Source organism: Streptomyces sp. NPDC059224 (assembly GCF_042754285.1).
In the GTDB taxonomy this organism is placed as follows: domain Bacteria; phylum Actinomycetota; class Actinomycetes; order Streptomycetales; family Streptomycetaceae; genus Streptomyces.
Map to the genome: position 1 here is coordinate 41,113 of NZ_JBHZAN010000053.1, position 12,070 is coordinate 53,182.

Annotated in this window: 8 protein-coding genes; all 8 read right to left on the bottom strand. The window is 72.5% G+C overall.

Going from position 1 to position 12,070, the window contains the following annotated elements:
• Positions 1-32: 32 nt before the first annotated feature.
• Positions 33-1,358, bottom strand: a complete 1,326-nt coding sequence (locus ACFXI4_RS39645; protein ID WP_385001019.1) for a cytochrome P450 — start codon at positions 1,356-1,358, stop codon at positions 33-35.
• 61 nt (positions 1,359-1,419) lie between these two features.
• Positions 1,420-2,415, bottom strand: a complete 996-nt coding sequence (locus ACFXI4_RS39650; RefSeq protein ID WP_362727994.1) for a nucleoside triphosphate pyrophosphohydrolase — start codon at positions 2,413-2,415, stop codon at positions 1,420-1,422.
• Positions 2,416-2,565: 150 nt separating this feature from the next.
• Positions 2,566-3,213 (bottom strand): SurA N-terminal domain-containing protein, encoded by a 648-nt coding sequence (locus tag ACFXI4_RS39655; RefSeq protein WP_385001022.1) that lies wholly within the window; start codon positions 3,211-3,213, stop codon positions 2,566-2,568.
• 172 nt (positions 3,214-3,385) lie between these two features.
• Positions 3,386-4,213: a glycoside hydrolase domain-containing protein gene (locus ACFXI4_RS39660; RefSeq protein WP_385001025.1), complete on the bottom strand. Its 828-nt coding sequence runs from the start codon at positions 4,211-4,213 to the stop codon at positions 3,386-3,388.
• Between the two features lie 94 nt (positions 4,214-4,307).
• Entirely contained in the window at positions 4,308-5,795 is a 1,488-nt protein-coding gene (locus tag ACFXI4_RS39665; RefSeq protein WP_385001042.1) for a protein kinase, read from the bottom strand.
• Positions 5,796-5,833: 38 nt separating this feature from the next.
• Positions 5,834-6,451 (bottom strand): hypothetical protein, encoded by a 618-nt coding sequence (locus ACFXI4_RS39670; RefSeq protein ID WP_385001028.1) that lies wholly within the window; start codon positions 6,449-6,451, stop codon positions 5,834-5,836.
• A gap of 262 nt (positions 6,452-6,713) precedes the next feature.
• Positions 6,714-7,430 carry an HNH endonuclease family protein gene (locus tag ACFXI4_RS39675; protein WP_385001031.1) on the bottom strand — a complete coding sequence of 239 codons (717 nt, stop codon included), beginning with the start codon at positions 7,428-7,430 and terminating at the stop codon, positions 6,714-6,716.
• A gap of 654 nt (positions 7,431-8,084) precedes the next feature.
• A complete protein-coding gene (mfd, locus tag ACFXI4_RS39680) occupies positions 8,085-11,654 on the bottom strand; it encodes a transcription-repair coupling factor (protein WP_385001034.1) in 3,570 nt (1,189 codons plus the stop codon).
• Between the last annotated feature and the right edge of the window lie 416 nt (positions 11,655-12,070).

The window sequence follows — 12,070 nt, forward strand, 5'->3', positions numbered from 1 at the left end:
CACAAGTTAATGCCGCGCAGATCACGTGAAGATCACATAGTTGAACGCCGGTCATCTTTGCCGGTGGAGGGCGCCACGGGGGTGAACTCCACGGGGAGCGTGCGCAGTCCGCGCATGATGAGCCCGCCGCGCCAGCGCAACTCGCTCTCGTCCGCCGCGAGTCGCAGATCCGGGAGACGGGTGAGGAGGGTGGCGAGCGCGCTCTGCCCTTCCAGGCGGGCGAGCGGGGCGCCGAGACAGTAGTGGATGCCGTGGCCGTATCCGAGGTGCTGGTTGTCCCGCCGGGACAGGTCGAGGGTGTCCGGCTCCGCGAACCGCTCCGGGTCCCGGTCCGCCGCGGCGAGCACCACGAGGACCGGGTCGCCGGCCGCGATGCGCTGCCCGCCGATGCCGAGCGGCTCGGTGGCGAACCGCCAGGTGGCGAGCTCCACCGGCCCGTCGTAGCGCAGGAGTTCCTCCACTCCGGTCTCCAGCAGCCCGCGCTCGCCTGCGGCCAGCGAGTCCTGCAGGCGGCGGCGCTGTTCCGGGTGGGTGAGCAGGGCGTACGTGCCGTTGCCGATGAGGTTGACCGTCGTCTCGAAGCCGGCGAACAGCAGGATGAAGGCCATGGCGGCGGCCTCGTTCTCGGTGAGGTGCTCGCCGTGGTCGGAGGCGCGGATGAGTCCGGAGATGAGGTCCTCGCCCGGGGCCGGCTCGGCGGTGAGCGCCTCCCGCTTCCGGTGGATCAGCTCGGCCAGATAGCCGCGCATCTTCTTCACGGACCGCGCGACCCCGCCCCGCGGCCCTCCCCCGTGCCGGATCATCATCCCGGCCCAGTCCCGGAAGTCGTCCTGGTCCTCGCGCGGGACGCCCAGCAGGTCGCAGATGGCGTAGATGGGCAGCGGGAAGGCGAACTCGTGGATCAGGTCGGCCTCGCCCCGCTCCGCGAACCCGTCGATGAGCCGGTCGGTCAGCTCCTGTACCCGGGGCGCGAAATCGGCCACCCGGCGCGGGGTGAACGCCTTGCTGACCAGCCGGCGCAGCCGGGTGTGGTCCGGCGGGTCGATGTTCAGCAGATGCGTCATCAGCTCGGCCTTGCGCTCACCGGGGATCCCGGTCTTCCCCTTCGCGTGCGCGGGCTCGTCGTGGTGCTCCGGGTTCTTGGACAGCCGAGGGTCGGCGAGGGCCTGCCTGGCATCGGCGTAGCGGGTGACCAGCCAGGCCTCGACCCCGCTGGGAAGCCGGGTGCGGTGCACCGGCGCGTGCTCCCGCAGCCAGGCGTAGGCGGGGTACGGGTCGGCGGCGAACTCCCAGGTGAAGAGTTCGGGCGCGGCGGGGCCGCCGGGGGTGGGGCCGTCGGAGGTGGGCTGGTTGGTCACCTCCTGACGGTATCCGGCGGCGGAGGGCCCTGGAGCCGGCCCGGCGGCCCGGGGGCAGTGCCTACGCGTCCACCCCTTCCGCGACGCGCACCGCGTCCCGGTACGCCCGGGCCGCGGCCCGCAGCGCCGACTCGGGGTCGGTTCCCTCCGCCTCGGCCCGTACCGCCAGCGCGAGCAGCTCGTACCCGATGCCCCGCGGCTGTGGCAGCGGCACCTCCAGACCGGCCGTCCGCACCCGGGAGGCGAGCTTCGAGGCCAGTGCGAGTCCGGGCTGGGCGAGGGGTATGCCGTCCGTCACCGACTCGCGCCGCTTCTCGACCGCCTTCGTGCGCAGCCAGTGCTCCTTGACCTCCTCGGGTGTCGAGGCGGTCTCGTCACCGAAGACGTGCGGATGGCGGTGGATGAGTTTCGCGACGATGCCCCCGGCCACGTCGTCGACCGAGAAGGGGGCGTCCGGGTCCTCCTCCGCGATGCGCGCGTGGAAGACGACCTGGAGAAGCACGTCGCCCAGTTCCTCCCGCAGTTCGTCGCGGTCGCCGGTCTCGATCGCCTCGACGAGTTCGTAGGCCTCCTCGATGGCGTACTTCGCCAGACCCTCATGGGTCTTCCGCGACGACCAGGGGCACTCCGCGCGGATCCGGTCCATGACCTGGACGAGGTCGAGGAGGCGGGCGCCGGGCAGGTCGTAGGAGGCGGGGAGCAGCTCCAGCCGGGGCATCGCGACGCGGCCGGAGCCGGCGAGGCGGGCCAGGCCGTCGGTGAGGGCCGGCTCGCCCTCGCCCGTCGCCACGACCACCACCGTCCGGCCGCCGGCGCAGGCCTCGACCAGTTCCTGCGCGGTGGGGGCGCTCTCGTCCACCGCCGTCCCGGCCTCCCGCAGATAGGGCAGCTGCGGGTGCGTACCGTCCGCGCACAGCACCCGGTCCGCCGAGCGCAGCGCCTGCCAGGCGGGCCAGGACAGCAGGCCGGGGGCGACCCGGTGGCTGGTGGTGAGCAGGATGATCCGGCCGGGGTCGGGGACGGGGGGAGCGGGAGGCTCCGGGCTGGTGGTGTTCACCCTCCGAACGTAACGCACCCGCGCCGCCGGCCTCGGGCGTTGTCCACAGGGCGGGGCGGTCGAGTGATCGTATGACCGCTCGCGTCGCCCCCGCCCGTGTCACCCGGCCCGCCGGCCCGGACCCCGCGCGCCGGGCCGTCCGCCCTGCGCCTACGCCGCCGTCTGTGTCCCGGCCGACGTGACCTCACGCACCCACGGCGTCTTGGTGTCCACCCGGCTGCTCTTCTGGATGTCCCAGGCGCCGTAGCGGGGGTTGAGGTCGACGTGGAGCTCCTGGGACGCCTTGGACAGGGCCTTCCAGAAGGCGGGCTGGCTGGTGTCGGTGCCGAGGAGCTTGGCGAGCTTCTGCGCCTCCAGCTGGAGGCGCAGGTTGTCGTCCAGCCGCTTGGGGGCGATGCCGTACTTCTGGAGCCAGGCGTTCTGGAGCGCCCTGGTGCCGCCGGCCTGCTGCGCGAGGCCGGTGCGCATCTGCTGGATCTCCTTGCGGGTGACGCCGATACCCGCGTCCTGGGCGGCCCGGTGCAGCACCTGGTCGAGGACCATGTTGTGCAGCGTGTCCCGGGTGAGGCTGCTGGTGGCGGCGAGCACCTGCTGGTACTGCTGCTCGTCCGGCACAGCCGCCCGCTGGGCCTGGCGTACCTCGTTCACCCGGGTCTCCAGCTGGGTGACGGTGATCCGCTGGCCGCCGACGACGGCCGCCGCGCCCGGGTGCGCGTCGCTTCCGCAGGCGGTGAGGAAGGGGACCGCGGTGGCGATCGCGGCGGACAGGACGAGCGCGGTGCGACGGCGGCGGTGCAAGGATGCCTCCCGAGGAGATTGTGCGACGGTGCACAAAGTCTTGCGGTGATCGATGGTAGGCAGTGGGCAAGCTCTGGCCAACCCATTCGACCAACGATTCACACGCGCATCCGGCACCGCCGCGCCACCCTCCGCAAGGGTTTGCGGTACCGCCTCCGCGGTACGCGCCCGCTCAGCCGGTGATCGCCACCGGGGCGTCCCACGCGTCACGGTCCACGGTGATCGTGTAACCGCCCCGCGTCTCCTTGCTGTTCACCATGTACTGGTGTGCCCGGCTGTGCGCGGTGAACTGCGTCGCGCCGAACGGCCAGTCGGCCGTGGTGGTGTTGTTCTTGTCCCACAGCGCGTACCAGAGGTTGCCCGGCAGGTCCGTCTTGTCCTTGGCGTTCGCGATCGCCTTGGCGCTGGAGCTGGTGAAGCCGTAGAAGCCCGCGCGGTAGGTCTTCGCGTGCAGCTGCTTGTCGAAGGCGCGCACATAGGTGAGCACGGCGTTGTTGCACGCCGTGTTCGTCGTGTCGTACGCCTCCATGTCCAGGTAGATCGGGCTGCCCGCCTTCATGCCGAGGGCGGCGGCCTTGGCGACCGCGTCGGTGGCGTCGGCGGTGCCGAGGGAGGCGGCGTTCGTGGTGGTCATCTTCTCCGGGTTGGAGCCGCTCTGGCAGGACGGCTGGGCGCCGACGTAGAGCGGGATGAGCTTCCAGCCGACCGCGGTGACGGACTTGACCCAGGAGGCGGTGAGGTTCGGCTGGGCGCAGCCGCGGTTCTTGCCGCCGACATAGACGGCGGCGGCCCCGTAGAGGCCGCCGTGCCAGGCCTTCATCGCGGCCAGGGAGGGGGCGGTGCAGGTGTCGAAGGCGCGCCCGGTGTACGTCTTCTGGGCGGGCCAGGTGGTGGCGGCCATGGAGGTCTGCGCGGCGATCCCGGCCCCGGCGACGACCGCGGCTCCCGCCACGCCCCACGTGATGTATCTGCGCTTCCTCGACTGCCGATGGCTGGACATTGCCGGAACCCCACCCCTGTTGTCTGTGTCGCTGGCTGTGGCCGTGCCGTGCGCGGCCGTGCACGAAGTAGGTGCAGTATGAACTGCGCGGGAACTAGCCGCGCACCTGCCCCAGCCAGTGCAGCGTCCGCCGGACCTCGCCCGCCATCGGATGACCGGGTCCGTGCAGCCGTTCCACGTCGAACAGCAGCCGGGTGAGGGTGTCCTGGGCGGCCGGCCGGTCGCCGAGCGCGAGCAGCAGCTGCCCGATCCGGCGGCGCACGTCGTGCGCGAGGTGCGGGTCGCCGGCCACGTACTGGTTCTCGTAGTACGGCAGCAGCGCGCGGTACTCGGCGAGTGCCGCGGCCGGTTCGCCGAGTTGTTCCAGACACTGGGCGGTCTCGTACCGGAACCGCAGGGACTGCGGGTCGGCCTGCCCGGCCTCGGCGGCGCGCTCGTCGGCGAGCCGGCGCAGTTCGGGCAGTGCGCGGCGGTACTGGCCGTCGTCCATCAGCGTGGCCGCGTACTGCTTGCGCAGGGTGCGGACGACCGTGGAGTGCTCGCCGTGCTGGTCGGCGGCGACCGGCAGGATCGCGCCCAGGATGTCGACGGCCTGCGTGATGCGTCCCTCCCCGAGCAGCCGCTTGACCTCGTCGACGGCGGTGACGACATCGGGCCGCGCGGGTACGGCGGCCGCCGCGGCGGCGGGTTGCGGCGCGGGCAGCCGCGCGCGGTCCGGCCAGGGCGCGTGCGGGCGCAGGAAGGGGCGTGTGGGGTCCAGGGGCGAACCGGTGTGCATGCCGCGCGCGGGCAGGAGCGGGACGAGGTTCTCGTACACCTCCTGCGCCGAGGCGGGCCGGTGCTGCGGGTCCTTGGCGAGCAGCCGCAGCACCAGCGCCTCCAGCGGCTCGGGCACCTCCGGGCGGAGCCGGCGTACCGGCACCGGCTGCTCGTACAGGTGGCGGTGCAGCACGCCGAGCGAGGTGGAGCCGGCGAACGGCACCTCCCCGCTGAGCAGTTCGTGCAGCAGCACGCCGAGCGCGTACAGGTCCGTGTACGGGCCGACCGCGCCGCCCATCGCCTGCTCGGGCGCCATGTAGGCGGGCGAGCCGATCGGGGTGCCGGTGTGGGTGAGGCGGGTGCTGTCGGTCTCCATCACGGAGGCGATACCGAGGTCCAGAACGGTGATCGTGCCGTCCTGTTTGACCATCAGGTTCCGCGGCTTGAGGTCACGGTGGACGATCGGCACCGCGTGCACGGCGCTCAGCACGGCACACAGTTGCGCGGCGACCGCGACCGCCCACGGCCAGGGGTACGGGTCGTGCTCCGCCAGGTGCCCGGCGAGGTCGGTGCCGTCCACGTACTGCATGACGAGGAACAGCTCGTCGCCCTCGGTGCCCGCGTCGTGCACGGTGACCAGGCCGGGGTGGTCGACCTGCGCGGTCACCCGGCACTCCCGCAGGAACCGGCGGCGCAGTTCGTCGGCGTCCGCGCCCGCCACCTTGTCGGGGCGCAGCAGCTTCACCCCCACGCGCCGGTCCAGCCGCTGGTCGTAGGCCGTCCAGACCTGGCCCATGCCGCCCTGGCCGAGGAGCGCGGACAGCTGGTAGCGGTCGGCGACGACCCGCCCGGGCGCCACGGTCACCTTCCGCCCTCGCCGCCGTCGTGCTTGCGCAGGTAGTCGCTGAGCTCGTCGAGCTCGGCACGCACCTGTTCGATCCGCGCGGGCGCCGGACGCTGGGGCGGCGCGGGTATGGGCGGCTGGACGTGCGGCGGCCGGGAGACCGGGGGCACGGTGTGCGGGGGCGGGGTGTGCGGCGGCTGCGTGCCCAGGGGCGTCGCCGTCGTGGCGTACGGGGAGGCGGGGTGCGGGTAGCCGTACGCCTGCGCCGCGGTCTGCGCCGCGTACGCCTCGCGCTGCCGCTGGAAGTGGCGTACGTCGGCGGCGAGGTAGTAGACGACCGTGGCCAGGAGGACGCCGAACAGCAGCGTGATCCCGAGGTAGCCGCCGACCGTGTGCACGTCGTCGCCGGGTTCGGTGGCCAGCAGCACGATGCTGAGGACGTCGGCCGCGGCAACGGCCACCAGCAGGCCGTAGTCGGCCGATCTCCGGGTCACCGTGGCCAGCCGCAGCATCATCACCCACGCCAGGAAGCCGACGCTGAACACTCCCATCGACACGAACACCACGCGCAACAGGACCAGTACCGCGTCGTGCGGCGGCCGCTGCACCGGCTGCGCATGGCCCTGGCCTTGCATGCTCGCTCCTGTTTGCCTGAAATAGGGCGTACGTGCCCGTCCGGTGCGTCCGCCGACGGACAGCACCGGACGTGCGGTGGTCGGTTCGAGCATATGGCCCGACACCGACGCGCGGTCCGGGTTGTATCGAACCGTTGTGTGGCGATCGCCGGACGCGGCCGCGTGCCGAGGGGCGGGTGGGGCCGCAGCGGCGTGCCGTCACATGCGCGCACCCCGGTGCACGGTGAACCGCGCCGTGCGCCGGGGTGCGCGAGCCGTCGTGTCAGTGGGCCTTGAACCGGGACGGGGCCTTGGTCGGGTTGCCGCCCGCGGGAAGCTTCTGGCCGGGGCAGGCGGCGAGGACCTTCTTCATCGCCGCCTTCTCGGCGGCGGTGACCCACAGCCCGTACTTCTTCTTCACGGCCACCTGCGCGGCGACGTAGGTGCAGCGGTAGGCCTTGGCTGGCGGCAGCCAGGTGGCCGTGTCGCCGTCACCCTTGCCGCGGTTGGCGCTCGCGTCGACGGCCAGCAGGTTGAGCGGGTCGTTGGCCAGGGCTATGCGCTTGCTGCCGTCCCAGTACTTGGCGCCCGTCTGCCAGGCGTCCGAGAGGGCGACGAGGTGGTCGATGTCGACCAGGCTGCGGCCACGCTTGTAGGTGATGTCCTTGCCGGAGTACGGGTCCGGGTCCAGCACGCCGGAGGAGACCTTGCAGTCGCCGCCGGTGAACTTCACCTCCTTGAGATCCCGCTTGAGTATGTCGTCCCGGGTGTCGCAGGAGTTGGAGTCGGTGTCCGCCCAGGCGGAGCCGAACTTCTCCCTGGTGTAACCGGTCTTCGGCGCCCGGCCCTTGACGGTCAGCGCGTCGGCGGCGGTCAGCGCCGCTCCCCCGCCGCGCGCGCCCTGGGCTCCCGGGCTCCCCTTGTCCTCCAGGTCCTTGCAGCCGGCCACGGCGAAGATCACGACGACAGCGATGACCGCCCCGCCCCTCAGACGCGCCACGTGCGCCCCCTCTTCCTTCCTCATTCCGCCCCCACGTGGGCGGATCTCTCCTGGCTCACGGTATCCGCCGCGTGGTTCACACCGAATGAGACCCGAAAGGGCGGGCAACAACCAACCACCCTTTACCGGTATCTCCTTGACACACCGGGAGAAGCCCGGGCGATGCGCCCCCACGCCCTTTCACGCCACACCGCGCCCGCACGCAGTACCGCACGCCGTGCCGTAACCGCACGCTTTGCCGCTCCACGGCGCGCCAAACCGCCTGGGAGGGGCGCCGGGTGGCGGAGGCGGGCGGCTCCCGGTGCGGTGCCGGCGGCCCGAAGGCCGCCGCGCCGCTCAGGAGGGGGCCCCGGCCCGCCCCGCAGGCTCCGGTGAGCTCGACCGCCCCGGATTCCCGCGTCGCCCGGTGCACCGGATCGAGCGCGTTCCCGTGGTCCACGAGGCACGTCCCGGATCCACGAGGTGCGTCCTCGGTTTCACGAGGTGCGCCGGCGGGCTCGCGCCCGGTCCGTGCGGGAGCCGGGCGCGCCCCGCGCCGGGCGAACGCGGGCGCCAAGGGGACGCGGGCGCCCACGCGTCGGCGACGGGGACGGGGGACGGCGGCGGGGCGCGGCCGGTGTCGAGGCAGCCGGCGCGAGCCGCGCCCCGGCCGTCCTACGAACCCAGCACCGACGCCAGGAACTCCCCGACCCAGCCCAGCAGCTCCCGCCCCACCAGCGGCTTCCCGCCCACCTTCGCGGTCTTCGGACGGGGCACCAGCACCTGGTGGACGGCCGGCTTGATGACGGTCCCCGGGTACAGACGCTTGAGCCGCAGCTCCTGCGATTCGCGCAACTCGACCGGTGCGAAACGGATGTTGGTGCCCTGCAGGACGATCTCGCCGACCCCGCAGGCGCGGGCGAGCATCCGCAGCCCGGCGACGAGCAGCAGGTTCTCCACCGGCTCGGGCAACTTGCCGTAGCGGTCGGTGAGTTCCTCGCGGACCGCCTTGATGTCCGCCTCGGAGTTGGCGGAGGCGATGGCCCGGTAGGCCTGGAGGCGCAGCCGCTCGCCGGGCGCGTAGTCGTGCGGGACGTGCGCGTCGACGGGCAGCTCGATCTTGACCTCCAGCGGCGGCTCCTCCCATCCCCCCGCCGAAGGCTCCCCTGCCTCCAGCTGCCGCCGGTAGTCGGCGACGGCCTCGCCGACCATGCGGACGTACAGGTCGAAGCCTACGCCCGCGATGTGCCCGGACTGCTCGCCGCCGAGCAGGTTGCCGGCGCCCCGGATCTCCAGGTCCTTCATCGCCACGTACATGCCGGCACCCATCTCGGTGTGCTGGGCGATCGTCGCGAGCCGCTCGTGCGCGGTCTCGGTCAGCGGCTTCTCCGGCGGGTACAGGAAGTACGCGTACCCGCGCTCCCGCCCTCGGCCGACCCGGCCGCGCAGCTGGTGCAGCTGGGACAGGCCGAAGGTGTCGCCGCGTTCCACGATCAGGGTGTTGGCGTTGGAGATGTCGATGCCGGACTCGACGATCGTGGTCGAGACGAGCACGTCGAACTTCTTCTCCCAGAAGTCGACGACGACCTGTTCCAGCGCCGACTCCGACATCTGGCCGTGTGCGGTGGCGATCCTGGCCTCGGGGACGATGTCACGGAGTCGGGCCGCCGCGCGGTCGATGGACTCGACCCGGTTGTGGATGTAGAAGACCTGGCCCTCGCGCAGCAGTTCGCGGCGGATGGCGGCGCCGATCTGCTTCTCCTCGTACGGTCCCACGAAGGTGAGCACCGGGTGCCGTTCCTCCGGCGGGGTGGTGATCGTGGACATCTCGCGGATGCCGGTGACCGCCATCTCCAGGGTGCGCGGGATCGGGGTCGCGGACATGGTCAGCACGTCGACGTTGGCGCGCAGCTTCTTGAGCTGCTCCTTGTGCTCGACGCCGAAGCGCTGCTCCTCGTCGACGATGACCAGGCCGAGGTCCTTGAACTTGGTCTCCGAGGCGAACAGCCGGTGCGTTCCGATGACGACGTCGACCGCGCCCTCCCGGAGTCCCTCCAGGGTGGTCTTGGCCTCGGTGTCGGTCTGGAAGCGGGAGAGCGCCTTCACGCTCACCGGGAACTGCGAGTACCGCTCGGAGAACGTGCCGAAGTGCTGCTGCACCAGCAGGGTGGTGGGCACCAGGACGGCGACCTGCTTGCCGTCCTGTACGGCCTTGAAGGCGGCCCTGACCGCGATCTCGGTCTTGCCGTAGCCGACGTCGCCGCAGATCAGGCGGTCCATCGGGACCGACTTCTCCATGTCGTCCTTGACCTCGGCGATGGTGGTCAGCTGGTCGGGGGTCTCCGCGTACGGGAAGGCGTCCTCCAGCTCGCGCTGCCAGGGCGTGTCCGTGCCGAACGCGTGCCCGGGCGCCGCCATCCGCGCGCTGTACAGCTTGATCAGGTCGGCGGCGATCTCCTTGACGGCCTTCTTGGCGCGCGCCTTGGTCTTCGTCCAGTCCGCGCCGCCCAGGCGGTGCAGGGTGGGCGCCTCGCCGCCGACGTACTTGGTGATCTGCTCCAGCTGGTCGGTGGGGATGTAGAGCCGGTCGCCGGGCTGGCCGCGCTTGGCGGGGGCGTACTCGACGACCAGGTACTCGCGGGTGGCGCCCTGGACGGTGCGCTGCACCATCTCGATGTAGCGGCCGACGCCGTGCTGTTCGTGGACGATGTAGTCGCCCTGCTCCAGGGTGAGCGGGTCGATGGTCTTGCGGCGCCGGGCCGGCATCCGGGAGCCGTCCTTGCCGGCCGCCTTCTGCCCGGACAGGTCGGTCTCGGTGAGCACGGCGAGTCTGAGTGCCGGGTCGACGAAGCCGTAGTCGATCGAACCGCAGGACACGTGCACGACCGAGGGGCTCAGCTCGGCCAGGTCGACGTCCAGACGGGCCGCGATGCCCTCGCCGCCGAGCACCTCGACGGTGCGGGAGGCGGGGCCGTGGCCCTCGGTCACGTAGACCGTGCGCCAGCCGTCGGCGAGCCAGCCCTTGGTGTCGGCGAGGGCCTTCGCGGTGTCGCCGCGGTAGGTCTCGGTGGCGTGCATGCCGAGCTTGAGGGTGTCGGCGGACCCCGCCGCGTCAGCGGCATCGGTGAACGACTCGTCGGCGGCGAACGGCGACACCGACCACCACATCATGTCCCGCTCGCGCGCCCGGTCGCGGACGTCCGCGATCGACCACAGGGAGGCCGCGCCGACATCGATGGGCGCCTCCCCGCCGCCCGCGGTCGCCGCCCACGACGCCTGCAGGAACTCCTGGCTCGTGGCCACCAGGTCGGCGGCACGCGTGCGCACCCGCTCCGGATCGCAGACGACGGCCATCGCGCCCTCGGGAAGCACGTCGAGCAGCAGCTCCATGTCGTCGACCAGTACCGGGGCGAGGGACTCCATGCCCTCGACCGCGATCCCCTCGGCGATCTTGTTCAGCAGCTCGCCCAGCTCCGGGTGCTGTTCGGCGAGGGCACGCGCGCGGGCCCGGACGTCCTCGGTGAGCAGCAGCTCGCGGCAGGGCGGCGCCCACAGGCCGTGCTCGGCGACCTCCAGGGAGCGCTGGTCGGCGACCTTGAAGTAGCGGATCTCCTCGACGTCGTCGCCCCAGAACTCGACGCGCAAGGGATGTTCCTCGGTGGGCGGGAACACGTCCAGGATGCCGCCGCGCACGGCGAACTCGCCGCGCTTCTCCACGAGCTCCACGCGCGCGTAGGCGGCGGCCGCGAGGGCGTGCACGATGTCGTTCAGGTCGGCGCTCTGCCCGGTGCGCAGCGCCACCGGCTCCAGGTCGCCGAGGCCCTTGACCTGCGGCTGGAGCACGGACCGCACGGGGGAGACGACGACGGAGACCGGGCCCGTGTCGGGGTCGTCGGAGCTCGGGTGGGCGAGGCGGCGCAGCACGGCGAGGCGACGGCCGACGGTGTCGCTGCGGGGGCTGAGCCGCTCGTGCGGCAGCGTCTCCCAGGAGGGGTACTCCACGACGCCCTCGGACGGCAGCAGGGTGCGCAGGGCGGCCGCCAGGTCCTCGGCCTCGCGGCCGGTGGCGGTGACCGCGAGCACGGGGCGGCCGGCCTCGCGGGCCAGGGCGGCGACCGCGAAGGGGCGGGCCGCGGGCGGGCCGACCAGGTCGACGTGCATGCGGTTGCCGTCCGCGGCCGCCTTGATCGCTTCCGCGAGTGCGGCGTCCTTGACGACGGCGTCGAGCAGACCGTGCAGGCTCATTCAGGGCGGCTTTCGTCGGGGGGCGGGCAACGCGAAGTGCCCGGCGCGGGCTGCGACCGGGGGGTCTCCAGCGTACGACTACGCGGGCGCGGCTGCCGGGGCTGTGGACATCGTCCGTCGCCCTGCGAGGCGCCCCGCGTCGCGGTGGCCGTACCCGGGGGACTCCGTCCCCCGGACCCCAGAAGCCTATGCCCGCCCACCGTCCGACCCGGCCGGTCAGGAAGCCGGACGCGGAGAACACCGACGCTCCGCCGACCCGGGCTGCCGCAAGACCGGACTCGAAGCACCGGCCCGCACGCCCCGCCCCGACCCGCCCCGACCCGGCCGGTCGAAGGCCGGACTCGAAGGGGGCAGGACCCCCGACCCGGAAACGGACACAGACGGAGACGGGCCCGGCGCCGCGGAGACCTCAGGTC

What these genes read in the sequence shown, in the direction of transcription:
- mfd (WP_385001034.1), bottom strand. Translation starts at nt 11,654, where the DNA reads ATGAGCCTGCACGGTCTGCTCGACGCCGTCGTCAAGGACGCCGCACTC.
- ACFXI4_RS39670 (WP_385001028.1), bottom strand. Translation starts at nt 6,451, where the DNA reads ATGCAAGGCCAGGGCCATGCGCAGCCGGTGCAGCGGCCGCCGCACGAC.
- ACFXI4_RS39660 (WP_385001025.1), bottom strand. Translation starts at nt 4,213, where the DNA reads ATGTCCAGCCATCGGCAGTCGAGGAAGCGCAGATACATCACGTGGGGC.